Source organism: Verrucomicrobium sp. BvORR034 (assembly GCF_000739635.1).
In the GTDB taxonomy this organism is placed as follows: domain Bacteria; phylum Verrucomicrobiota; class Verrucomicrobiia; order Verrucomicrobiales; family Verrucomicrobiaceae; genus Verrucomicrobium.
Genome location: NZ_BATQ01000007.1, coordinates 75727 through 100427, shown reverse-complemented (window position 1 = coordinate 100427; position 24701 = coordinate 75727). Strand labels below are relative to the sequence as shown.

The 24701-nt window shown below is 63.1% G+C and carries 13 protein-coding genes; 4 read left to right on the top strand and 9 right to left on the bottom strand.

Features of this window, described 5'->3' with window-relative positions; translation table 11 throughout:
* Nucleotides 1-201: 201 nt before the first annotated feature.
* The 3 genes from BV034_RS01110 to BV034_RS01100 all read right to left on the bottom strand — a co-directional run bounded on the left by BV034_RS01110 (nucleotide 202) and on the right by BV034_RS01100 (nucleotide 6693).
* On the bottom strand, nucleotides 202-1968 hold the full coding sequence (locus BV034_RS01110) for a hypothetical protein (RefSeq protein ID WP_050023263.1): 1767 nt from the start codon (nucleotides 1966-1968) through the stop codon (nucleotides 202-204).
* Nucleotides 1969-1985: 17 nt separating this feature from the next.
* Nucleotides 1986-3350: a DUF1501 domain-containing protein gene (locus tag BV034_RS01105; protein ID WP_050023261.1), complete on the bottom strand. Its 1365-nt coding sequence runs from the start codon at nucleotides 3348-3350 to the stop codon at nucleotides 1986-1988.
* A 1117-nt stretch (nucleotides 3351-4467) separates the two neighbouring features.
* Entirely contained in the window at nucleotides 4468-6693 is a 2226-nt protein-coding gene (locus BV034_RS01100) for an NADP-dependent isocitrate dehydrogenase (RefSeq protein ID WP_050023259.1), read from the bottom strand.
* A 193-nt stretch (nucleotides 6694-6886) separates the two neighbouring features.
* Here BV034_RS01100 and BV034_RS01095 point away from each other — a divergent pair, with 193 nt between their 5' ends.
* Nucleotides 6887-8761, top strand: coding sequence for a S16 family serine protease (locus BV034_RS01095; RefSeq protein ID WP_050023257.1), 1875 nt, complete (start codon nucleotides 6887-6889; stop codon nucleotides 8759-8761).
* A gap of 401 nt (nucleotides 8762-9162) precedes the next feature.
* On the opposite strand, the gene BV034_RS01090 is transcribed toward BV034_RS01095, so the two are convergent.
* From BV034_RS01090 to BV034_RS36770, 4 genes are all read right to left on the bottom strand, one after another.
* A complete protein-coding gene (locus BV034_RS01090) occupies nucleotides 9163-10398 on the bottom strand; it encodes an inner membrane CreD family protein (RefSeq protein WP_050023255.1) in 1236 nt (411 codons plus the stop codon).
* 68 nt (nucleotides 10399-10466) lie between these two features.
* Nucleotides 10467-12242 (bottom strand): hypothetical protein, encoded by a 1776-nt coding sequence (locus tag BV034_RS01085; protein WP_265592498.1) that lies wholly within the window; start codon nucleotides 12240-12242, stop codon nucleotides 10467-10469.
* 283 nt (nucleotides 12243-12525) lie between these two features.
* The gene (locus BV034_RS36775) at nucleotides 12526-12819 is read right to left on the bottom strand and encodes a type II toxin-antitoxin system RelE/ParE family toxin (protein WP_050023248.1); all 294 of its coding nucleotides are present in this window, start codon (nucleotides 12817-12819) and stop codon (nucleotides 12526-12528) included.
* Nucleotides 12816-13016, bottom strand: a complete 201-nt coding sequence (locus BV034_RS36770; RefSeq protein WP_009966051.1) for an addiction module protein — start codon at nucleotides 13014-13016, stop codon at nucleotides 12816-12818. Before BV034_RS36770 ends, BV034_RS36775 begins: the two co-directional genes overlap by 4 nt.
* Before the next feature lie 268 nt (nucleotides 13017-13284).
* Between BV034_RS36770 and uvrA the strand changes: the two genes are divergently transcribed.
* Complete coding sequence (gene uvrA / locus BV034_RS01070; protein ID WP_081887496.1) at nucleotides 13285-18888, top strand: excinuclease ABC subunit UvrA; 5604 nt, start codon at nucleotides 13285-13287, stop codon at nucleotides 18886-18888.
* A gap of 337 nt (nucleotides 18889-19225) precedes the next feature.
* Here the strand turns inward: uvrA and BV034_RS01065 are convergent, their stop codons facing one another.
* Nucleotides 19226-20167, bottom strand: a complete 942-nt coding sequence (locus BV034_RS01065; RefSeq protein WP_050023246.1) for a LysR substrate-binding domain-containing protein — start codon at nucleotides 20165-20167, stop codon at nucleotides 19226-19228.
* A 47-nt stretch (nucleotides 20168-20214) separates the two neighbouring features.
* Here BV034_RS01065 and BV034_RS01060 point away from each other — a divergent pair, with 47 nt between their 5' ends.
* Nucleotides 20215-21444, top strand: a complete 1230-nt coding sequence (locus BV034_RS01060) for an HlyD family secretion protein (protein WP_081887495.1) — start codon at nucleotides 20215-20217, stop codon at nucleotides 21442-21444.
* A gap of 68 nt (nucleotides 21445-21512) precedes the next feature.
* A complete protein-coding gene (locus BV034_RS01055; RefSeq protein ID WP_050023244.1) occupies nucleotides 21513-23111 on the top strand; it encodes a DHA2 family efflux MFS transporter permease subunit in 1599 nt (532 codons plus the stop codon).
* A gap of 674 nt (nucleotides 23112-23785) precedes the next feature.
* Here the strand turns inward: BV034_RS01055 and BV034_RS01050 are convergent.
* Nucleotides 23786-24529, bottom strand: a complete 744-nt coding sequence (locus BV034_RS01050) for a hypothetical protein (protein WP_050023242.1) — start codon at nucleotides 24527-24529, stop codon at nucleotides 23786-23788.
* Nucleotides 24530-24701: the final 172 nt, after the last annotated feature.

The following is a 24701-nucleotide window of genomic DNA, read 5'->3' as shown; positions in this document are numbered from 1 at the left end:
GCTGGATCTGCCGGTCAGTAAAAGGAGCAAGGGACATTCTTATCCCGGTTGGACGGACATCACTGAGGTGGCAGACCTCATTGCGTTCAACCGTCTCAGCGCGTCCCCTACTCCGCTCCCAAAGCCGGTTGGGACAACCGGACTACGCCGCAGGTGACAGCTGAAAAGTAGTGCTAGCCTGGCGTCTCCCGCGCAGCGGGCCTACTTTGCTCCGCTCCCGACCTCAGGTCTTGCGTCTTGTGTCTTCACCTCTTCTGTCTCCTTCACAGCCGGCTTCCCCGCCACGCTCAGCCACACCCGGGAGTCCTCGTTCACCAGACGGTCTCCGCGGGGCTCCACGCCGCGCAGGTCATAGACGGCCTTGTACTCCGCCGCGGCATCGGGCGGGGAGGTCTTGACGACCACCTCCACGGGTCCGCTAAAGGAAACAACCTCTGCCGTCGCGGCCAGCTTCAGCGTCACCTCGCCGCCCTTCTTTCCGGGAACCTCCACCTCTGCCACGGTCACACCGGCGGGCAGCCCGGTGACAGTGGCTGCCAGCTTCCCCTTGAACTCGCCGGTCACGGCGGCGGTCAGTTTAAGCTCCGCCGTCTTGCCGGCCTCAAGTTTCAAAGCGTTTTCCGTGAGCGTGCCCAGCACCATCGGCCGCACGGGCACAGCAGACGCGGGACTGATCTGCACCTGGTAAACAAAATCCCATCCGCCGCGCTGGAAACGATCGCTGATGGCCAGCACGAACTTCCCGTCCACAGGAGCCTTCCAGTTCAGCACAGGGTCAAAGTTCCCCTCCTTCGCGTCATCGGCCTGACCGATCAGCGTGCCAACAAGGTTCTCGACCCTGAGCCACGCATCCAGCGGTGCATGCAAAGTGGAAGAAGCGACCTTGAAAACATAGGTCTCCCCTTTTTTGGTGGCGAACATGAGCCGGTCTTCGTCCCCCGGAGATTGCAACACGCCGTGCCATGCGACTGCGCCCGTGGGAGTCAACACGTGGGCCTCAGCCTCTTTAGCGGTTTGGTTGGGCTCCATCTCCAGCACTGGCTCCCCATCGAACAATGCCACCCGCAATGGCTCGGGGCCGGAGCCCATGATTTCCACGAACTCGGCACCGGATGCGGCTTCCGAGGCGTCCACCTCAAACGCAGGACCTTTGAAGTCCCCTGCCCCGCAGTTCCAGCCCAGCGGCTGCACGGACGACTTCGCGCCCCGTTTCACGCCGGGTGGCCAGGCCAGTCGCGGCGTGGGTTCCTGCGTGATCGTCAGCCGATACACATGGTCCGGGCTCCCCCTCAGACTGACATCGGCCGCAGGGGGGTGCGCATAGCCCATCACTTGGAGGACATACGTGCCCGCCTTCTTGATCTCATAGGCGATCTGCGGATCGAGGTTGTACGAGTCATGCCCCAGCGCCAGTTCGGTGCCGTGCTCATCCAGCAACCGCAGCGCGGGATCCATCTGCATACCCAGGCCATAGCCCTGCAGCACCGCCACGAGCCACTGGCCCTCCTTGGCCGTGAACTTGAAGGCATCGGCATCGCCCGCCTTGTCGAGACGGCCATTCACCGTCACGGGCAGCACGGCGAGCGCCTGGGCCGTCGCATGCGCATCGTCGTTGGGCTCCGTGTCCGTGACCTCGGCTACCGATGCCGCGCCCACCATGAAGGTCTTGGGCGCGCTCGCTCCTTCGGCATTGAAGAAACGCACCAAATGCGGCCCTGGGGGAGTGTCCGCGGCCAAGCTCACCTCAAAGGCATTCGGCTTCGCCCCCGGCTTGAAAGTGATGCCAGCATGATCAGCCCACACCGCGGGCGCCGTCTTTCCCACCGCGCCAGTCACGGTTAAAGGAAACGTCGTCCCCGGACGTCCGCCGGCGGGATACAGGGTGGTCACCGCTGGCGCAGCACCATGGAGCGCCCCCGCTGCCCAGCAGGGGGCAAGGAGGCCGAGAGTCTGCCACAACCGCTTCATGAGGAGCCCGGGGGCGATCAGGCAAAAAGCGGTGCAATGGGGCTGCCGCCGTTCACGAGCTGGATGGGCCGGCCCGTGTTCGTGTGCAGCACCTGATGGGGGTTGATGCCCAGCTTGGTGTAGAGGGTGTTCGCGAAGTCCTCGGGGGAGTGCACGTCATCACTGGCGTAATACCCCTTGGGATCCGTGGCTCCGATCACCCCACCGCGTGGCACGCCTGCTCCGGCGAAGAGCACACTCATCGCCCCGGGCCAGTGATCCCGGCCACCGTCCTTGTTGATCTTCGGCGTCCGGCCAAATTCACCGAGCGCCACCACCAGCGTACTTTCCAACAACCCGCGGCGGTCCAGGTCCGTCAGCAGCGCGGCCATGCCCTGGTCAAACTTCTGCATGAACTCACCTTTGCAGGTCTTGAAGAGCTGCCGGTGATGATCCCAACCGCCGTAGTGAACGGTGACAAACGACACGCCCACCTCCACCAACCGCCGGGCGAGCAGCATCTGCTGGCCCAGATTGTTGCGACCATAGAGATCACGCGTCTTCTCATCCTCGCGCTGGATGTCGAAGGCCTCCTGCGCGGGCTGCGAACCGATGAGGTCCACCGCCTGGCCGTAAAAGGTGTCAAAGCTCACAGCCGGATCATCTGCAACCGCTTCGTGGAAGCGCTTCATGCGGTCAAGCGAGGTGCGCAGCTCCCGACGGGCCAGACCGCGCGCATCCGAGATCTCCGTGGGCAACACCACGTCCCGCACCTTGAAGCCCTTGGCATTGGGATCACCGCCGATGACAAAGGGAGCATGCTGGGCCCCGAGAAAATTCGGTCCGCCGGAGCGCGTGATGGAGGGCAGGGACATGTAGGCGGGCAGTCCGCTCTTGACCCCGCGCTCATAGGAAACAACCGATCCAAAGGACGGGTGAAACGTGACGAACGCCCCACAGCCCACCGGCACGGGTGTGGGTGAGCCCGTCATGAGGTAGTGGTTCCCCGCGCCGTGATTGGGATCCTTGTGGCAGATGGACCGCACCACCGTCATCTTGTCCATCACCTTGGCCAGGTGCGGCACACAGTCGGAGAAATGAACGCCCGGCACATTCGTCGGAATCGTGCCGAACTCACCGCGGATCTCCGAAGGCGCATCCGGCTTGGGGTCAAAAGACTCGTAGTGCGACGGACCTCCGTCCAGCCACACCATGATGCAGTTGATGGGACGCGACATGGAGACGCCCGTGGTGGGGAGGTCCGCTGCATTGGCCGCCCGCGCCCGCATGAGATCCGTAAAACCCAGACCGCCGCCCGCAGCCGTCAGCCCGAGGCGGAGGAAATCCCTGCGCGTGGCTCCGGCGCAGTTGTGGGTGGTGCGGGTCAGGTAGGGGCGGGACATTGCAGAATCGTGACAGTGAGACAGTAACGGAAAAATGGTGCTTTTCTTGCGCCAACACCCCAAGATGACCCCCTCGATGGTTACAAAAAGATCAGAATGGATGCCTTTCTGCGGGGGATAGGGGCCGAGGAGGGAGGGACATTCGTGTCCCGGTCGGACACGCGGCCCCTGAAGTGGTAGGCAGTAGCTGAAAGTAGTCCGGATCCCGCATGCGGGACTCTGGACTACTTTGCTCCGCCATGAAGAACCTCTTGGGCACTAGGTAACTCGCCGCAGGCAGACCTCGCATACGGGGAAATAAGTGCCTGCCAAGGAACCTGGGGTGGTGAACGGCAGTCAGATCATCACCATTTCCCCTTAGCAACGGATTTGCGAAGGGGAGCGCAGGCGGCTCGCCTGCTTCAGCCCGGCGGCCCGCCGGGCAGGTGAGGTGGCTGGAACAAAAAGAGGGCCTCCACCGGATAACGATGTGCTACGCGGGCGGGGCCGCCCTTGTGGCAGGCGAGCCGCCTGCGCTCCCCAAAACACCCATGTGCAGGTCGGTTCCTTGGTGACCACCCCAAAACGCACGCGATTGGTTCGTTCTCCTCACGTCGACATCTACTACCGGTGTTGTTGAGCACCAGACAGAAGGGATCGTCAAACACCCACTGCATCCGCACTCACCCAGATGGCTCACGCCTCCGAACCCACCCCCTGGTGTTTGAATCCCGACCACCCAGCGCCCCTGTAGTTGTCGACGTGAGGAGGCACTCGCTGAAGCGTCTGCGGACCTCCCCTTCCCACCCAAGTCACCAGGTTTAGACAGACTCAGGTACTCCACGAGCTTGATGCAAGAGAATACCCTTCCCGCCCCTGACGCACTGTAGGGCAAGCGCCCCGCTTGCCGCGCGCGTCTCCTGAGGCTGCAGACCTCATCCCGCCCAAACACCCCATACGCCGCATCCCTCCGCTCACCATGCCGGTTGGGACAACCGGACTACGCCCACTGCGGCCCACGAAAGTAGTGCCGGTCCCGCAGTGGGACCGACGTTGTTCTCCACCAACAAAAAACTGCTTTGCACCACGGGGGCGCAAAGCAGTTTCGCAATCGTTTACCCTAGCCCAACCGCGATCTTTAAATCGCCGCCAGGATCCCGTTCAGCGTTGCGCTGGGGCGCAGGGCTGCGTCTGCCAGCTCATCATTCGGCTGGTAGTAGCCGCCGATGTCCACGGGCTTGCCTTGGACGGCACCGAGCTCGGCCACGATCTTGGCTTCGTTGGCGGTGAGATCTGCGGCAGGCTTCTCGAAGATGGCCTTCAGTTCGGTATCGTCATTCTGGGCGGCCAGGGCCTGGGCCCAGTAGAGGGCGAGGTAGAAGTGGCTGCCGCGGTTGTCGATGCCGCCCACCTTGCGGGAGGGGGACTTGTCATGAATGAGGAACTGGCCGGTGGCCGCGTCGAGTGTGTCGGCCAGCACCTTGGCCTTGGCATTGCCGAAGACGATGCTCAGGTGCTCCAGTGACACGGCGAGTGCGAGGAACTCACCGAGCGAATCCCAACGGAGGTAGTTCTCCTCCAGGAACTGCTGCACGTGCTTCGGCGCGGAGCCGCCGGCACCGGTCTCGAAGAGGCCACCGCCGTTCATGAGCGGCACGATGGAGAGCATCTTCGCGCTGGTGCCCAGCTCCAGGATGGGGAAGAGGTCGGTGAGGTAGTCACGCAGCACGTTGCCGGTGACGGAGATGGTGTCCTGCCCGGCCTTGAGGCGCTCCAGCGTAAACTCGGTCGCGGCGGCCGGGGCGAGGATGTGGATCTCCAGGCCAGAGGTGTCGTGATCAGCCAGGTACTGTTTCACCTTCTGGATCAACTGCGCATCATGGGCGCGGTTCTCGTCGAGCCAGAACACCGCCGGGGTGTTCGTGGCGCGGGCGCGGCTCACGGCCAGCTTCACCCAGTCCTGCACGGGGGCGTCCTTCACCTGGCACATGCGCCAGATGTCGCCCTTCTCCACGCTATGCTCGAGGAGCACGTTGCCGTCCGCATCCACGACGCTGACGGTGCCGTTGCCGGCGATCTGGAAGGTCTTGTCATGCGAGCCGTACTCCTCGGCTGCCTGGGCCATGAGGCCCACGTTTGGCACCGTCCCCATGGTGCGCGGGTCAAAGGCGCCGTGCTTCTTGCAGAACGCGATCGTGGCCTGGTAGACACCGGCATAGCTGCTGTCGGGAATCACGGCCAGCGTGTCCTGCAGCTTGCCCTGAGCGTCCCACATCTTGCCGGAGGAGCGGATCATGGCCGGCATGGAGGCGTCGATGATCACGTCGCTAGGCACGTGGAGGTTGGTGATGCCCTTGTCGGAATTCACCATCGCCAGGCCGGGGCCACTGGCATAGGCAGCCTGGATGTCGGCTTCGATCTCCGCCTTCTGGTCCGCCGGCAGCGTGGCGATCTTTGCCACGAGGTCGCCGAAGCCGTTGGTCAAATCCACGCCCAGCTTGGAGAAGGTCTCTTCGTGCTTGGCAAACACGTCTTTGAAGTAAGCGCGCACGCCGTGGGCAAAGATGATGGGGTCGGAGACCTTCATCATCGTCGCCTTCATGTGCAGGGAGAAGAGCACGCCTTGCTCCTTGGCCGCGGCCACTTGCTCCTCAAGAAACGCCACGAGCGCCTTCTTGCTCATCTTGGTGCCGTCGATGATCTCGCCCGGCTTCAGGGCAACTTTCTCCTTCAGCACTCGGGTGGTGCCGTCTTCGCCCACGAACTCGATGCGCACCGCGCCGCCGTTGGCCACGGTCACCGACTTCTCATTGGAGAAGAAATCGTCAGCACCCATGGTGGCGACTGACGTCTTCGAATCGGCGGACCACGCGCCCATGGAGTGCGGGTTCTGGCGGGCGTATTCCTTCACCGCCTTCGGGGCGCGGCGGTCGGAGTTGCCCTCGCGCAACACCGGGTTCACCGCGCTGCCCTTGATCTTGTCGTACTTGGTCTTGGCGATCTTTTCCTCGTCCGTCTTGGGGTCCGCCGGGTAGTCGGGCAGCTTGTAGCCCTGGGCCTGGAGCTCGGCAATAGCCGCCTTGAGCTGGGGGATGGAGGCGCTGATGTTCGGCAGCTTGATGATGTTGGCCTCGGCCTTCAGGGTCAGTGCGCCCAGCTCGGTGAGGGCGTCCGCGATGCGTTGCTCCTCCGTGAGGGACTCGGGGAAGTTCGCGATGATGCGGCCCGCCAGCGAGATATCCCGGGTCTCCACCGCGATGCCGGAGTGCTTGGTAAACGCCTGGATGATTGGCAAAAAGGAGTAAGTCGCCAGGGCAGGTGCTTCGTCGGTCTTCGTGTAGATGATGGTGGGACGCTCGGACATGGTAGGACGGGACGGTGAAAACAAAACGGGGTGAAAGGGGCACCCCCTTGGTGCCTGTGGTCACATAAGGCAGGCGCGGCAACTGGTCAAAAAGCAAATGTGAGGCCGGGCAACGCGGGGATTTTTGTAATGCTTCCCCTTGAAGAAGGGGCATTTTTTCCACAACTTGCTCCAACCCCCCATTTCACCGATCATGTTCTTCCGCCCCCGGATCTCGCATCTCGTGCCAGGCCTGCTCGCCGCCGTCATCGCCCTGAATTTCCAGCCTGCTCAGGTACACGGGCAAAGCCCCGCCACCGCCGCGCCGACCAAACTCTCGGCCATGCAGGAGGCAGACTTCGCCAAATGGCTGGTGGGCACGCAGTGGGAATCCGAACGGCAAGGCCGGATCAAAACCTACTGGTTCGTGACGCCGACCTTTGTGATCTGGACCTCTGGCCGTGAAGGCGGACACTCCGTGGGATTCGGCTACCGCGTGACGGGCAAAGGCTCCGTCTTCTGGAACTTCGAGCCACGCAAGGAAGCCAGTCCCAACCAGATGACGGTGGCGGAGGACCTGACCTCTGGCACCCTGAACAACGGCACAGACGATCTGCCTCTCAAACTCCTCGGTCGCCGCACGCCTGCCGCCCTGGAAAAGAGCACCACCCCTGCGGAGTTTGAGAAATGGCTCCTCGGTCAGGAGCTTCAAGGCGGCAGCACCATCGCGGTGGGCGACGACCGGCACCTGACCTGGAACGGGGATCGCAGCCGCGGTGAGTACCGGACCATCGTGCCAGGCTTGGTGGAGTGCGAATGGCACAATGCGCTCGACCGGAGTCTGCTCATCTTCAGCCCGCATCAAGACAGCTACCAGTGGTACTCCTCGTGGGGGCAAGCCTCGGGTCCAGTGGTGGCCTCGGCCAACGGGTCGACGGCGTCCAGGACCGTCATGCTGCCCCCAAGCACACCCGCACCCGCTCAGCCAGGCATGGCGCTCAAGCGGCGCAGTGCCTCAGTAGGCGGGCTGCTCGTAGTGCCACTGGGAGGATCCCGCTATGCTGGCAAGACGTCCCGGCTCTCTGTCTCCGCTTTGAAGCTGGACTATGGTGGACCCGCCACCGTGGCCTTCAATCAGGAAGTGGGCCCCAGCATGACCACCGCGCTGGATGAGGTGGTGAAGTTTCACGCCGTGCGCCACGATGGTGCGCTGCGGGACCACCGCATGGAATTGTCCTTCGACGACAAGTACTCGCCCAAGGACGGCCCCTCCGCCGCCGTGGCCTGCGCCCTGCTGCTAGAGTCTCTGATCACTGGTGTGGAGCTCGATCCCGGCTTCTCCGTCACCGGGGACATGAACGCCGACGGCTCGGTACAGCCTATCGGTGGCGTCATTGCCAAGCTGCGCGGTGCCTCCAGGGCGGGCCAGCAGATCACCGCCATCCCGTTGAAGAACCGGACCAGCGCGGTGGATCTGGCGCTGGGGGAGGGTATCACCCCCTTTCTGGGTGTGCAGCTCTTCAGCATCGGCCAGTTTGACGAGGCACTCGCACTGGCACGCAGAGATCGTGACCCGGAGATCAGCAAGGCGATGGTGGCTTACTCGATCCTCAGCGACCAGCTTCGCAGCAACCCAGCCCTGCTCAACACCCCGGCGGTGAAGAAGACGCTGGGTGAGATCGCGGCTGCCGCCCCCAATCATGTGGCTGCCCGCCTCTTGCTCGCCATTGGCGAAGGCCGCATGCCACGGCAGCTCAGCGCCGCCGGCTCTCTGGAGGCGGTGGACCAAACGGTGGCCGCCATCAAAGACGCTACCCGCCTGGACGTGACGACCACCAGCTCCCTGGACGGTGGCGAGGTGGCTGGCATCCGGAATCGGCTCCAGCGCATGCGCGCCCTGCTGGACAGCCGGCTTCACCCCTATGTGGATGCCTGGACGGAGTGGACGACCCTTGCCGACCAGATCATCACCCGCCGCTCTGCCACCCCGCAAATGCTTACGCAGTTCAAGGCCGCGGGCCAGCGCATCGGTGCGGAGGCCCAGAAGCTGGAGGGGAACAGCGAGTTCATGGAAGAGATCATGAAGTAGGGCCCGCGAAGCGAGAGACGGAAGACGCCAGACTTGCGTTGAGCTGACGCACCAAAGCTCTGAACCACTTTGCTCCGCCCCTGACTCTGTAGGGCAAGCGCTCCGCTTGCTGCGAGCGTCCCCTGAGGCCGCAGCCCCCATCACGCTCGAACGCCAAACATGCTCTTCACTTCGCTCCAATGCCGGTTGGGACAACCGGACTACGCCGCAGGCGGCAGCTGAAAAGTAGTCCAGAGTCCCGCATGCGGGATCGGTATTGGAGGAGGTGGGTAGCGCGACTGACGAGCTAGAGCTCTGGACTACATTGCCTGACCGCTCCGCTAGGGAGTTCTCTCATGCGCCAGCTCAGGTCTTGAGTCTTGTGTCTTCCAGTCTTCTGTCTCCCGCGCAGCGGGCACGTCTTACGCCGCGGGATTCGGATTCAATTTCGGTGGCATGGGAGGCGCGGGCGGTGACTGCGGCGGGCTTCCCTTGAACGCTCCCAGCTTCTCCACCCAGTTCACCTTGGCGGTCAGCAGCATGAGCAGTGCCAGCGTCAGGATGGCTCCGATGGTGATGGTCAGACCCGTGAGCCCGTCAAAGAAGAAGCTGTAGCTGAAAAGCACCATGTAAACCGTCTGCGCGGCCAGGGCGACCCAGAACATCTTCCGCCCCGACACGGCTCCGACATAGGGGCAGACGAGGGCCAGGGACACCACGGCAGAGATGATGAAACTCAAATGGAGCGGCACCAGATCCACGAGGTAGGCAAACAGGAGCTGGAAAGCAAAGCAGCCCGCGGCGAGGAAGAAGTAGTTCATGGGGTGGAGGTTGGCTCCATAAACCATGCCCACAATGAGCAGCACCGTGAAGAAGAACACGAGTGACACGGGGGCGAAGAACGCGATGCGCGAAGCCACAGGACCGGCATTGAGCACCTTGGGCATGTCCATGCCGATGGCCGGGGCGGAGAGCACATCCGGGTAGTCCCAGGTGAAGAGGCGATTGTTAACATCTCGATCCGTGGGGGAGCCGGTGCCCTTGGGAAAGTTGATCTCGTCAAAGTTCGTCTGCATCACCAGGCTGAACTGTGCGACCCGTCCGGCCTGGGGAAACGCGTAGCCCCAGGTGTCCATGCCGCGGGTTTCATAGGTCACCTTCAGCGGCACCGCACTGCGGGCGGGCACCACCACTGCCTCCGTCACCATCCCGCCGGAAGGCGTGGCCTGGCTGGCGGCGGCCCCGCCCAGGGTGAAGGAGAAGCGCTGGTAGCTCGCGTCACCCGAGGGCAGAGGAAACTGCAAATAGAGGGTCTGCGGCACCGGCGTGGGGTTGGAGAACTCGTAGTCGGCGGCGAAGTCGGCGCGATAGGTCCGGTGCCAAAGCAGGCCGCGCTTCTTGGGTTCGTAGTCGAGCTTCACCGTCACCTTGCTGCGGCTGGGCTGCAGGGTGACGCGGCCCTTGGCCCCGGTGGGGCTGAAGTAGAAGGCCGTGGGATGCGCCTGGCGCATCTCCGGGCCCCAGACATCCGTCACGTCATCGCCGAGCTGGCTGCCGGAGCCGGAGGTGCGAACCTGGAGGGTGCGTCCCAGCACGGCCCAAGCCACGGCCGTGCAGAGGGTGATGGCCGCGATGGCAAGAATACGTAGAGGGGTCATGTCAAGATGGGGTGAAAAGGATGAAGAGATTGGATGAAACTACCTGCATGAAGACTGCCGGGGCGCGCCTACTGGAGCAGGCCGCTCTTTTGATAGAAGAGCTGCGCCTGCGGCCGCTCATTGCGGCAGAGCTTGCGCACCAGCCGGACGGTGTGGCCGTTGTTTCCTGCTCCTCCATCGGCTGCAGGGGCGGCGTGCTCGATCCCCTCCCCCACACCGCTGATCTGGTAGGTGTCCGGGATCTCCACGGACCAGAGCACCTCCTGGATGAAGAGCGGGGTGAGCGGGAGTTCCAGGCTCGTCTGGCCTTCCACGGCATGGAGCTTGTCCTTGGTCTCCGTGTAGGAGAAGGCCACCTGACTCTTCACCGTCTTGGAGCCCGTGCCGGTATAGGGCAGTGGCACTTCTACCACGCCATTTTCCCGCACGATGGGCTTCACCGGAGTACCGTCCACAGAACACTTGAGAAGGTTGCTTTTCTCGGGCAGCGCCACACTCCAGCGCAGGGCTTCATCATGCTCGATCTCCACCGTCCCGGTCGTGAGCACAGAGCCGTCTCCCACCAGTTTGGTCACATAGTCACTGCGGGTGATGACGCCCACCGCTGTCTCCAGCCGCGGCAGCACCCGGCTTTGCAATGTGACGCCACTGGCGGCGGTCACGGTGCCAAACTCGGGGGCCTTCGTCTCCGCAATCACCCAGCGGGGCAGCTTGTGGGCCGGGATGGGACCTTGCAGACCGACTCCGGCAAACTCCACGCCTGGCGACAGCACAAACATGAAGAGGGACTTCACCTGATCCTCTTTCGCCAACGTCGGCGCGCGCAACGCCCACTCGGAGGCCATCGGCATCTGCTGCAGGGCGTAGGAAACGGTGAACTGGCGCTCCATGATGTCGCGCGTCTTCCATTTCAGTCGCAGTTCCGTCTGGCCGCTGGCCGTGCGGGCGGGACGGCTGTCCAGGAGGTCATCCCCGGTCACCTTCACGGAGCGCGCATTGGCTGGCAGCAGGAGCACCGCTTCCACGGCGGATCCATTGAGCGCGGAGGCATTGATGAGAGAGCGGTAGCAAAGTTCACCCTCACCTTCATACACCAGCACCTCATTCTGCAACGCCCACTCGCTGGGCGCGAGCGGCGGTGGAGGCGGGGGCGGGGCCTCCTCCTTCGGGAGCAGCGCGGCATCCGTCAGGCTGAGTGTCACCGGACCACCGCGGGCCGGAAGGCTCAGTTTCATGACCCCCTCCTGGACCTGGCCAGAGGCCGCGCTGCCATCGCCCATCAGCACCGCCCGGCCCTCCGGCAGGCCGCGCAGCTCCAGGGAGCCCACCGCACTGGGCAACGTGGTCAACCGCAGGAACGGAGCCCCGCCCGCCCCTGGCAGGGGTGTTTCCGCGAACTTCACTTTGATCGTGGCGGGCCCAGTTTGCGGCGCGACAAAGAGCAGGTTGTCCTCCACCACGGTGAGGCGGGTGTCGGGCGGCTCCACGCTGGCCACCGTCAGCCCTGCGCCCATCAGCGGGATGCGCTCCCACTTCCCGGCAAAGCTTTCCACTTTGAACTCAGCTTCCACCCCCACCTTACCCGAGGACAAGTCGGCGCGAAACAACGCGGCAAGCAACAAGCCCTCGGGCAATGGTTCTGGGGGAACAGGGGTTTTCGCCGCATGCGCCTCATCCCAGAGCTTCTTGAGCTCCGAGTAGGGGATGCGGACCTCCGCTTTATCCAGCAGAGTAGGAGAGGCAGCCTGCCCGCCAGCTTCCTGGCCGAGTCCAGTCGCTTCTCCAAAGGTCATCAATCCAGAAGCGACCAGCAAAGGAAGCGCAAAAGCGGGTGGGCATTTCATGAGTGCATCCTCCCACCCGCACGTGAAACGTTGATGAACCGCTCATGAAAAGACGGTGAAATGTCCAAGAAACGGCAGAGAAACTTTCGGGAGTGAGGTTGGGATCGCCGGAGCCCCCTGGGCTGTTCTGTTCCTGCCCCCTCATCAGTAAAAGGAGTGAGGGACATTCTTGTCCCGGTCCCGGCCAAACGTCCCATGAGGTGAAGTCTCACCCTCACTTGCCACCATCCTGGGTTGTAGGGCAATCCCGACGTGCGGGATTGCCTCAGTCAGGCTGAAACGCTTATCGAAGTGCCCTGTAGTGCCTCGCTGGATTGCTCCTGCAATCTAACACTCGATGTATCAAGACTCCCCCATCGTCATCGATCTTATAGTAGATCGCAAAAGGGAATCGCTTCGAGAGCAGTCGGTAGTGTCCGAAGATCTTACGCTGAAGCCCCTTGTAGAGAATCAGAGATTCAATATCCGAAGAAAGGCAGTCCTCAAAGTACCGGCCCAAACCGGCTTCCTGGAACTCATAAAAGTCTCGGCCATCTTCAAGATCCTGGACGGCCGACTCGGAGATTCTGATGGTCATTTGCCGGCAGAGAGCCTCGCTTTAGCCTGTTCCCAAGTATAGACAGCTTCACTGCCAGCGGCGATCCGCGCTTCTGTTTCCCTCAACGCGGGCCCATGCCAAGATGGGGATTCCAGTTCCTGATCCTGTCTGGAAAGATCTGTCCAGAGCGCTTCCATCAACCTCAGCTTGTCAGCACGTGGAAGTTCAAGGGCCATTTCTTCAACGCTCATTCTGTCAGATAACACAACTGGGGAGGTTCTCAACAGGTGATCCTTCCACTGCCGTTCCCTTCCGCGGGGTATCCCCCACCCTGCCCAACATCATCTCCCCTTGCACCGCCGCCAATCCCGGCTAAAGGCACCATAGGTGGTCAAATAAACACCAGTCCGATGCACCCGACCGCCGCTGGCGCACGAATCGGATTGGCTGGATCTTGTCCCCCGCCCTTTTCTTTTCCGCACGCCCGCCTGCCTCGCGACCACCATGTCCACCCGCAAGAAAAAAGCCGCCCCTGCCGAGCCTTCTCCCGCTGCTGCGCCGACCGATGCCTTCATCCACATCCGGGGTGTGCGGCAAAACAACCTGAAGGGCTTCGACCTGGACCTCCCTCTGGGCAAGCTGAACGTCATCACCGGCCCCAGTGGCTCCGGGAAATCCTCCCTGGCCTTCGACACCATCTACGCGGAAGGCCAGCGCCGGTATGTGGAGACCTTCTCGCCGTACACGCGCCAGTTCTTCGAGCGCATGGACAAGCCGAATGTGGACGCCATCCACGGCATCCCGCCGGCCATCGCCATTGAGCAGGTCAACAACATCCGCTCCACCCGGTCCACCGTCGGCACCATCACGGAGATCAATGACTACCTGAAGATGCTCTTCCCGCGGCTGGCCGTGGGCGAGTGTCCGGAGTGTCACCGGCCTGTGAAGCCCGAGACGCCGGAAAGCATCCTCCATGCGCTGCTGCCTGCGCACACGGGGAAGACCGCCCTCCTCCTCTTCGGCGTACCCGTGCCCGCAGACACGGCAGTGGAGGATTTCTTCAGCTTCCTCCAGGCGCAAGGTTATGTGCGCGTGCTGATCTACGGCGAGGTCTTGCGCACCGACGAACCGCAGAATCTGAAAGGCCGCAAACTGCCGGCGATGGTGCATGTGGTGCAGGATCGTATTGTCCTCGAACCCGCCAACAAACCCCGTCTGACGGAAGCCATCGAGGTTGCGTTGCGTCACGGCAAGGGGCAGGTGAGCGTGTCGCTCACCGGCAAAGACGCCCCTGCCAAGCCGGAGATGTTAAGCTTCTCCACCGACTGGCGCTGCGCCGATTGCGACTTCAAGCTACCGGAGCCCACGCCGGGGCTCTTCAGTTTCAACAACCCCATCGGAGCCTGCCCCAGCTGCCGTGGCTTTGGCCGCACCCTGGGTCTCGACATGGGCAAGGCGATGCCGGACGAAACGCTGAGCATCCGTGGCGGTCTGGTGCGGGCCTTTCAAGGCGACACCTACAGCGAGTGCCAGGACGACCTGGAGCGCTGCGCCAAGGCCGCCAAAGTGAACATCAACACCCCCTTCAACGAGCTGCCGGTGCAACAGCAGCGCTGGCTCATTGAGGGCGACAACAGCGACCCTGAAGAAGCCCATCGCAATGGCGAATGGTACGGCGTGCGCGGATTCTTCAAGTGGCAGGAAAGCCGCGCTTACAAGATGCACGTCCGCGTCTTCCTGAGCCGTTACCGCGCCTACACGGAATGCGAGGCCTGCGGAGGCGGGCGGCTGAAGAAAGAGGCCGCGTATTTCCGCGTCGGCGGGAAGTCGCTGGCGGAGTTCTGGAAAACGCCGGTGAGCGATCTATCGCCTTTCATCCAGGGGCTGGAGGTCCCGGACGGCGATCGCGCGGTAAAGATGCTGCGGGATGAGATTGTCTCCCGCCTCAGCTACATGGAGCGCGCCGGCCTGGGGTATCTGGATCTGGACCGCCAGACGCGCACGCTGAGCGGCGGGGAGCTGCAGCGCGTGAACCTCACCACCTGCCTGGGTGCCTCACTCGTGAACACGCTCTTTGTCCTGGATGAGCCGAGCATCGGCCTGCATCCGCGCGACATCGGCCGCCTCATCGGGGTGATGGAGGGCCTTAGGGATAAAGGAAACACCCTGCTCGTGGTGGAGCATGAGGAGGCCGTGATGCATGCGGCGGACAACCTCGTCGAAATCGGGCCCGGTCGCGGCGAGAAAGGCGGCGAGCTCGTCTTCCACGGCCCGCTGACCGCCCTGCAGGACACGCCGGGCACGCTCACGGGAGACTATCTCTTTGGTCGCAAAAGCATTCCCGTGCCCTCCAAACGTCGCGCCGTGAAGAAGGGTCAGAATCTGCGCATCGTGGGTGCCCGCCAGCACAACCTCAAAAACGTGAGTGTGGATGTGCCTCTGGGGCTGATGTGCTGCGTCACCGGTGTCAGCGGCAGCGGCAAGAGCACCCTGGTGCATGATGTGCTCTACCGCAACCTGCTCCGCCAGCGCGGCGAGGTGATCGAGGAAGAGCCCGGCAAAGTGAAAACCATCGAAGGCGGCGACAAGGTCGGCCAGGTGGTGATGGTGGACCAGAGCCCGCTGGCCCGCACCCCACGCAGCACACCTGCCGTGTACGTGGGCGCCTTTGACCAGATCCGCCAGCTCTTTGCCGACACGGAAGATGCCAAGACGGAGGGGGTCACCGCCGGATTCTTCAGCTTCAACAGCGGAGACGGCCGCTGCGAGCGTTGCTGGGGCAACGGCTTCGAGAAGATCGAGATGCAGTTCCTCAGCGACCTCTACGTGACGTGTCCGGAGTGCGAGGGCAAGCGCTACCAGCCGCATGCCCTGCGGCTCAAGCTTCGAGGAAAGAACATTCACGAGGTGCTGAGCCTCACGGTCGAGGAGGCCGCAGAGTTCTTCGGCGCCATCGAGTCCAGCCGGGCGAAGGCCGTGGTCGCCTCCATGAACATGCTGGTGGAAGCCGGCCTGGGCTACCTGCGTCTGGGCCAGCCGCTCAACACCTTGAGCGGCGGGGAGGCCCAGCGGCTCAAGCTCATCGGCCACCTGCTCGACACCCAGGGCATGGCCGAGAGCGATGATCCAAAGGGAAAAACCCTTTTCCTGCTGGACGAGCCCACCACAGGGCTCCATTTCGACGACATCGCCCTCCTCCTCAAGCTGCTGCAACGCCTCACCCAGGAGGGGCACAGCATCCTGGTGATCGAGCACAACATGGAAGTCATCAAGTGCGCGGACTGGGTCATTGATCTGGGACCGGAAGCGGGCGCAACCGGCGGAAACATCGTCGTGACAGGCACACCAGAAACGGTGGCCGCATGCGACATCTCCTGGACCGGGCGCTATCTCGGCGAGGTGCTGGAAGGCTCCGGCACCGCCGCCAGACGTGCCGCCTCCCTCAAGGAAGCCTCACCCAAGTATGGAAGCAAGACAGTGGAGGCTGCGCCCAACACCATCGCCATCCGCGGGGCTCGGGAGCACAATCTCAAGAACTTCAACCTCGACATCCCGCGCGACAAGATGGTCGTCGTCACAGGCCTGAGCGGTTCCGGGAAATCCTCCCTGGCCTTCGACCTCGTCTTTGCCGAGGGGCAGCGCCGCTTCCTCGACAGCATGTCTGTCTATGCCCGCACCTTCGTGGAGCAGATGGAGAAGCCGGATGTGGATCTCATAACCGGCGTGCCTCCCACCGTGGCGATCGAGCAACGCGTCTCCCGCGGCAGCGGGAAGAGCACCGTGGCCACCGTCACCGAGGTCTATCACTTCCTGCGGCTCCTCTACTCCAAGGTGGGCACCCAGTTCTGCCCGAACTGCAACGTGGCGGTGGAGAAGCAGAGCGTGGCAGCCATCGTCCGCTCCGTGGAGACCATGGCCGCCAAGGGCAAGGTGCACATCCTCGCCCCGCTCGTGAAGGCCCGGAAGGGCTTCCACACGGATGTGGCGGAGTTCGCCGCCAAACAGGGCATCACGACCCTGCTGGTGGACGGCCAGTTCAAGGAAACCGCCGGGTTCAAGCGCCTGGAGCGGTTCAAGGAACACACCATCGACGCCGTGCTCGGCCAGGTGGACAAGAAGGCCTCCGCCATCGCGCTGCGCCCGGTGATCGAAAAGGCGCTTAAGATGGGCAAGGGCACGATCAAAGTGCTGCTGGCGGACAAGTCCACCCACGTGCTCAACACGGAGATGAGCTGCCCGCAGTGCGGCATGTCCTTTGAAGAGCTGGATCCCCGCCTCTTCTCCTTCAACAGCCCGCATGGCTGGTGCCGCGACTGCCGCGGCTTCGGCTTCCGCCCGGCCACGGAAAATCTGGACCACCGCCGCGACGATGTCTCCCTGCTGGAGGCCGAGATGGAGGAGGAACGCAAGTTCGCCAGCGAGGAGCACGCCCTCGTCCCCTGTGAATCCTGCCACGGCAGCCGCCTCAACCCCGTGGCCCGCGCGGTGGAGGTAAAGGGAGTGCGCATGGAGCAGATTGTCTGCCTCTCTGCCGAACGCGGCGGGGAGCTCGCTGCCCAGTTCAAGTTCAGCGGGATCCAGTCCGAGATTGCCCGCGATATCATGAAGGAGATCACCCAGCGGCTCCGCTTCATGCAGGAGGTGGGCCTCGGGTACCTGCAGCTCAACCGCAGTGCCGACACCCTGAGCGGCGGCGAGGCGCAGCGCATCCGGCTGGCCTCCCAGCTGGGCTCAAACCTGCGTGGCGTGCTCTATGTCCTGGATGAACCCACCATCGGGCTCCATCCGCGTGACAACGAGAACCTGCTCAACACCCTGCTGGCCCTGCGGGATAAAGGTAACTCCCTGCTCATCGTGGAGCATGATGATGAGACCATGAAGCGGGCGGACACCATCATCGACCTCGGACCTGGTGCCGGGCGCTTTGGCGGTGAGATCACCGCCATGGGCACCCTGGAAGACATCCAGTCCAATCCGGCCTCGGCCACCGGACGCGCCTTGAAGGATGTCATGAAGCATCCACTTCACGGGCAGCGGCGCAAGCTTCCGGCCCGGAACTCCCCCACCGGCTGGCTCCGGCTCAAGGGGGCCACGGCCAACAACCTGCGGAACGTGGATGTGGCCCTGCCCTTCAGCCGGCTCTCGGTGATCACCGGCGTGAGCGGCAGTGGCAAGAGCTCCCTCATCCGGGGCTGCCTGCATCCCGCCGTGCAGGCGGTGATTTCCAAAACCAAACGGAAGAAGAACGAGGAGCGCACCTGGAAGGAAGTCTTGAACGCCGACCAGATCGCCGCCGTGTACGAGGTGGATCAGTCCCCCATAGGCAAGAGCTCGCGATCCTGTCCAGCCACGTATGTGGGCGTCCTGGACGACATCCGCAAGCTCTTCGCCCAGGTGCCGCTGGCCCGTGCCCGCGGCTATGAAGCGGGGCGGTTTTCCTTCAACACCGAGGGCGGACGCTGCGAAACCTGCCAGGGCAATGGAGAGATCAAGGTGGAGATGAACTTCCTCCCCACCACCCGTGTGCATTGTGAAGTCTGCCACGGCCTGCGCTTCAACGCCGCCACCATGGAGGTGGAGTTCAACGGCAAACACATCGGCGAAGTGCTGCGCATGAGCATTGCGGAGGCGGCAGATTTCTTTGCCAGCATCCCTCGCGTTGCCCGACCGCTGCAGTTGCTGGCCGACACCGGTCTGGGCTACCTGCAACTGGGGCAGCCCAGCCCAACCCTGAGCGGCGGCGAAGCCCAGCGCTTGAAGCTGGTCACCGAGCTCAACGTGGGGCAAGGCCGCACCGTCACCGAGAAGATGCGCGGGCTGAAGAGTGACAAGCGCAACCTCTACATCATCGAGGAGCCAACCATCGGCCTCCACGCCCACGATGTGCGCCGGTTGATCGAGGTCCTGCACCGCCTGGTGGATGAAGGCCACACCGTGGTCGTCATTGAGCACCATCTCGACGTCATCGCCGAGGCGGACTACCTCGTGGACATCGGCCCCGAGGCCGGCGAACGCGGCGGCAAGGTCATCGCCCTGGGCACCCCGGAAGAGGTGGCCAAGGTGAAGGACAGCTGGACAGGTAAGTTCCTAAAACCCGTGCTGAGGTAGGGTGGTCAGACAAAGTAGTGCTGGTCCCGCATGCGGGACTGGCGGTCAGGACGTGGGCAGCGCGACTGTGACTACTTTGCTCCGCCTCAGACGCGTCGGGGTTGCCGCGCTCGGCCCTGATGAGGCAACCGATGCGGTCGCCCTACAACCCAGGGTATTCGTCCGCGAGGTCAGAAGCAGAACCTCCAAAGGCCTTTGCACGCCCAACCCCACCCCTGACACCGCAGACCTCAGCACGTCCAAACGCCCAACACGCTGCCTCCCTCCGCTCCCACAACCGGTTGGAGACTGGGGACCGTCGGACTACGTCCGCACGCCGCCACTCAAAAACCAATCCCTAGTGCGAACCCGTCACGCTTCCGTTGCTCTCAAGGATGGCCTGCACCTTCACCGCTTCATCCGTGACGATAGCGAGGAACCGGTCCCGCAACACGGAGGGAAACCGGTCATCGTACAGCGCATACAACTCATAACGCAGACCCCGGTCTGCGACGGGCACGGTGATGCATCCCGGCGAACTCATGCGTTCGGCGATCTTCGGGATCAAGGCCACTCCGCTGCCAGCTGCCACCAGGGTGACCAGATTGTCCGGACTGGATGCTGCCGGTCCGAAGCGCGGGAGGAAGCCTGACTTCCGGCAGACTTCCTGGCTCCAGATCCGCTGGGCGTCTGTGCCGAACATCGTGATGGGCACAAAAGTCTCATCCTCCAGCGCATTGAGCCGGATGCTCTTCTGCGATGCGAGCGGGTGCCCCGTGGAAATCACGATGGCCAGGGGGCTTTTCAAGATCAGCTGGGCCGCGAGCTTCTTTCCCGCTCCCAGGCTCGGAAACGGAGCGGGCACAAAGCCGAGATGCACCCGCCCTGAAGTCACTTGGGTGAGCTGATCCGAGGCGGACATCTCCGTGATATTGACCTTGGCGGCCGGCAGTTCCGCATGCAGCCGCGTCAGACAGGCTGGGAGGAAGTTGAACGTCAGCGGCCCCATGGAGGCGACCCGGAGTTCCCCGGTTTTCCCTTCGGCAGCCTCCCTCGCCCGCGCCACCGCCTTGTCCGCCCGCGCCAGCACCTGCCGGGCTTCTTTGAGGAACACCGCTCCGGCATCCGTCAACGCCACGCGATTCCGGTCACGCTCCAGCAGTTGCAGGCCCAGATCATCCTCCAGGCTGCGGATTTGCGCACTCAGAGAGGGCTGAGCCAGCCTCAGACGCGTGGCCGCCCGACTGAAACTCAGGGCTTCCGCCACTGCGACGAAGTAACGCAAATGCCGGAGTTCCATAGAATGAGCTTATAGGTTTTTCCTATCACGCGCAAAGGAAACAAGTCATGTCCACAGGTACGGCGGTGAAGGAGATTCCGGGTGCAACCCCAGAACTCTTTCCTATGAGCAGTCGAGTCATCAGCCTCAATGAGCTTCCCAAACGGGGCTTTTCTCCGGCCCCCGAAGTGGAGCACAACGGAGCGGCCGCCCCGCAAACCACGACCCCGGCGGAATCGGAGCCCAAGCCGCCTCAATCCACCGGCCACCGCAGCCGCAAGCCCCTCCTGATCGGGCTTCCGATCCTGCTGGTGGTGGCGACCACCGTCGGCTTCTGGCTGCACTACGCTGCCCAGTTTGTGGAAACCGACAACGCCTTCATCGAGGCCGATGTGCATCCGGTGAGCAGCCGCGTGGCGGGCAACATCCAGAGCGTGCTGGTGGAGGACAACCAGAAGGTCAAAGCCGGAGAGCCCGTCGCCCAGCTCGATCCTAGGGACTACGAGATGAAGCTGCAGTCTGCCCGCACCGCCCTCGAACAGGCTGCCGCCCAGATACCCCAGGCGGAGGCCGCTCTCGCCCAGGCGCAGGCGACCAGCGCCCAGACGGAAGCCCAGGTCAACGCCAGTGCCGCCCAGCTGGAGAAGTTCCGGCTGGACTTCGAACGCGCCCAGAAGCTCCGCAACCTCTCAGGCAAGGCCATCTCCGACCAGGACTTCGATGCCACCAAAGCTGCCTACGTGGCCGCTCAGGCCAGCCACGCGTCCACTCAAGCCGCCCGCCAGGCTGGTGAAGCCGGAGTGAAAACCGCGGAAGCCAACCTCGCCGTGGCCAAGGCTGGCCAACACCACGCCCAGGCCGCCGTGTCCGATGCCGAGCTGCAGCTCTCCTACACCATCGTGCGGGCGCCCGCCGCTGGCACGGTGGGCAAGCGCACCCTCCAGGTGGGCCAGCAGATTCAACCCGGTCAGGCCCTGCTGGCGGTTGTTTCCCCAGACCACTGGCTGGTGGCCAACTTCAAGGAAAACCAGCTCGCCACCATGAAGGCTGGCCAGCCTGTGGAGATCAAGATCGACGCCATCAAAGGCCAGCGCTTCGAAGGCCGGGTGGAGAGCTTTGCCCCCGGCACCGGTGCCAAGTTCAGCCTGCTGCCTCCTGACAATGCCACGGGGAACTTCACCAAGATCGTCCAGCGCGTGCCAGTGAAAATCATCTTCGATCACAACGCCAACACCGAGGCCAATCAGGACCGCATCGCCCCCGGCCTCTCCGCCATCGCCACCGTCAAGGTCAAGTAAACCAGTTCTTTGGCTTCCTCTCCGGATCCTGAATACTGAAAACTTGAACCTGAAAACTCCTTCCCTCCATGAACGCGACCGCCTCCCTGCCCCTGACAGGCTCGCGTGACTCCACGAACCCCGGGACGTCACTGCGCAACTGGATTGCTGTGTTGGGCGCCCTGCTCGGCGCGTTCATGGCGGTGCTCGACATCCAGATCTCCAACTCCTCCCTGCAAAACATCACAGGCGGCATCGGAGCCACGCTGGATGAGGGCTCCTGGATCTCCATCGCCTACCTGGTGCCGGAGATCATCGTCATTCCCCTGTGCGGCTGGCTGGCCCAGGTCTTCGGGTTGCGCCGCTACCTCATGTGGAACAGCGTGCTCTTCCTCATCTTCTCCATGTGCTGTGGTTTTGCCTGGAACCTGGAAAGCATGATAGCCTTCCGCGCCTTTCAGGGGTTCACGGGCGGCGCCCTCATCCCCATGGCCTCCACCATGGTCATGATCATGCTGCCCGCGGAAAAGCAGCCGGTGGGTTTCGCCCTCTTTGGCCTCTCCGCGATGTTTGCACCCGCCATCGGGCCGAGCATCGGCGGCTGGATCACTGAGAACTACTCCTGGCCCTGGATCTTCTACCTCAACCTGGTGCCGGGCATCATCCTTATCAGTGCCATCGGCTACGGCCTGAACTCCACTCCGGCCAAACTGGACCTCCTGAAGAAAGGTGACTGGTGGGGCATCGCCTTCATGGCCGTGGGCCTGGGTTCCCTGACGGTGTTTCTGGAAGAAGGCACTCGCGAGGACTGGTTCGGGTCTGAGTTCATCACCACCCTGGCCATCATTGCCGCCATCACGCTCCCGGTGTTTGTGATCCTCTCTCTGACAAAGCGGAAGCGCACCCCGGCAGTCAACCTCAGTCTCTTTTCCCGCCGCAACTTCCTCCTCGGCTGCATCGTGAACCTCGTGGTGGGCCTCTGCCTGTACGGCATGATGTACCTGCTGCCGCTGTACCTGGCCCAGATTCAAGGGTATAACGCCCTGGAAATCGGACGCACCCTCATGTGGGTGGGCCTGCCCCAGCTCGTGGTCATGCCTTTCATCCCCAAGATCATGCAGTGGGTGGACAAGCGCGTCGTGGTGGCCTTCGGGCTCGGCATGTTCGGCCTCAGCGCCCTGCTCATGAGCGGCATGAGTGCCGACACCGGCCATGACCAGCTCGTCCTGCCGCAGATCATCCGCGCCATCGGCCTGACCTGCACCATCGTGCCGCTCTCCCTCATCACCACGGGCGGCATCGAGTCCGAACAAGCTGCCAGCGCCTCCGGCCTGTTCAACATGCTGCGCAACCTCGGCGGATCCATCGGCATCGCCCTGCTCTCCGCCCTGCTCACAAACCGCGAGCACTTCCACTCCCATCACCTGGGCGAGGCCATCAGCGCCTACAATCCACTCACCAATGAGCGGCTCACCGCCATGGCGCAAAATTTCATGAACCAGGGACTGGACGCCGTGACCGCTCAATCCCGCGCCCTAGGGCTGCTGGATCTGGGTGTGCGCAAGCAGGCCTACATCATGGCCTACAACGACAGCTTCCACGTCGCCTCACTGCTGCTCTTCGCGATGATCCCGCTGATCTTCCTGACTCGCAAGGCCACCGGTCCAGCACAAGCAGGAGCGCATTGAGAGGGAGACCAAAGACTGGAAGACGAAAGACAGAAGACTTGAAGTGTGGGGATCTGGAAGCTGTATGGAGTACAGACTTCAGTCTGCTCGGGCCATCTGCAGTGCACTGAAACAACCCTGAAGTTCGAACCACCAACAAAGCCCCAGCGCAGAGGGCTGTTGGAAGCTCTTCGTAGTTCAAACTTTAGTTTGCCGCATGGGCTAAGCGCCGCTTTCGCCTGCGCGATGTACATCCCGCCTGCCCAGCATGTTCTCCTTCAGCTTGCCTCAAGTTCCAATGGCTCTGGTGCTTTTCCCTCTGCCTGATGATCTCCAGAGGCGGTCGTAGTTGTCGACGTGAGGAGGCACTAGCTGAAGCGTCTGCTGCGTGAATCTCGCAGGAGATGCCCGGTTGCCCTTGGCTTTGGTCCCGCCTGTTCCAGCGGACACCTCGGCTCCTTGGTCCCGCTTCCGGCCGCTGGGTGATAGACGGGAAAATTTGTGCCTCCTCACGTCGACAACTACAGCCGGTGTTGATGAGGCTTGGGCAGAAGGGATTGTGCTGGGCCAGTTGTCGGCGCAGGCAGGCTGGATGGGCGGTGGGCTCCGGCGGATGGCGGGGGTTCTCTTCTGCGCAACAGAGCCTGCGATGCCCAAACGCATCGCAGGCCCGGGGCGCAGCGCAGCGCTGCTGCTTACTTGGTCTTGTAGGGCAGGCTGAGATCTTTGGAGGCGACGGAGTACACTTCATACACGCCGAGCATGGGCTTGGCCATGCAGGAGGTGTTCACCTGCATGTAGCAGGTGACGGCGTCGAACTTGAACTCGGTCTTGTTTCTCAAGTAGTAGGCGGGCACGATGGCGCGGATGGTGTTGCCCTTGGTGACCACGGGATGACCGGCGGCATCGAGGTACATGGGCATGCCGCAGTTGGTGGGGGGCAGAACCACGGTCTTGTCTTCTTTCTTGAACTCCTTCACGGACAGTCCGCCGGGAACGCGGTCGTCCTTGGTCAGGAGGGCCCAGTGGGTGTGGTAGATGACCTTGTCATCATCATAGCGGCCGTTGGCGTTCTCATCCCAGAGGGGTGTGTCATCAAAGTCCGGGTGCGAGGTGATGGCGAGGGCGACGATGCCCTCGGCCTTGCCCATGCCGACATCTGACGCCTTCAGGGTGGTAGGAAATACATAGGCCAGCACGGGTGCGCCGTCGAGCTGGCCGGCCTTCTTGGGCACGGTGTCCCCGGCGGGCCCTTCCAGGTTCATGCTGAAGACCATGAGGTCCAGGTCCTTGAGGTGCTCCACGGTGGCGCCGGTGATCTTCAGGCTGGGGGACTTGGCCAGCTTGGGGTCGTTGTTGAGCTTCACGTCGCAGCTCATGACGGCCGGGGTGAAGGTGATGGCGGTGGCGGTCAGCATGGCAGACAGGAGGTGTTTCATTGCGGTGGATGATGGAGGTGTGAGTGCCGCGGACGACAGATGGGCAGGCAGGGACCGGGCACGGCGATGCCGATGCCCAATGCGCCCCCGCCCTGTCTTCGGCCGGGTTCAACTGCTTCCTTGGGAAACCCGCCTGTGACGTGACAGAGATTTCCCGGAATCTTTTTTCCTC

Bases quoted from the DNA above. Each gene is read 5' to 3' on its own strand.
- BV034_RS01095 (WP_050023257.1), top strand. From the start codon at position 6,887: ATGTTCTTCCGCCCCCGGATCTCGCATCTCGTGCCAGGCCTGCTCGCC.
- BV034_RS01055 (WP_050023244.1), top strand. From the start codon at position 21,513: ATGAACGCGACCGCCTCCCTGCCCCTGACAGGCTCGCGTGACTCCACG.
- BV034_RS01065 (WP_050023246.1), bottom strand. From the start codon at position 20,167: ATGGAACTCCGGCATTTGCGTTACTTCGTCGCAGTGGCGGAAGCCCTG.
- BV034_RS01100 (WP_050023259.1), bottom strand. From the start codon at position 6,693: ATGTCCGAGCGTCCCACCATCATCTACACGAAGACCGACGAAGCACCT.
- BV034_RS36775 (WP_050023248.1), bottom strand. From the start codon at position 12,819: ATGACCATCAGAATCTCCGAGTCGGCCGTCCAGGATCTTGAAGATGGC.
- BV034_RS36770 (WP_009966051.1), bottom strand. From the start codon at position 13,016: ATGGCCCTTGAACTTCCACGTGCTGACAAGCTGAGGTTGATGGAAGCG.
- BV034_RS01105 (WP_050023261.1), bottom strand. From the start codon at position 3,350: ATGTCCCGCCCCTACCTGACCCGCACCACCCACAACTGCGCCGGAGCC.
- BV034_RS01090 (WP_050023255.1), bottom strand. From the start codon at position 10,398: ATGACCCCTCTACGTATTCTTGCCATCGCGGCCATCACCCTCTGCACG.
- BV034_RS01050 (WP_050023242.1), bottom strand. From the start codon at position 24,529: ATGAAACACCTCCTGTCTGCCATGCTGACCGCCACCGCCATCACCTTC.
- BV034_RS01085 (WP_265592498.1), bottom strand. From the start codon at position 12,242: ATGAAATGCCCACCCGCTTTTGCGCTTCCTTTGCTGGTCGCTTCTGGA.
- BV034_RS01060 (WP_081887495.1), top strand. From the start codon at position 20,215: ATGTCCACAGGTACGGCGGTGAAGGAGATTCCGGGTGCAACCCCAGAA.
- uvrA (WP_081887496.1), top strand. From the start codon at position 13,285: ATGTCCACCCGCAAGAAAAAAGCCGCCCCTGCCGAGCCTTCTCCCGCT.
- BV034_RS01110 (WP_050023263.1), bottom strand. From the start codon at position 1,968: ATGAAGCGGTTGTGGCAGACTCTCGGCCTCCTTGCCCCCTGCTGGGCA.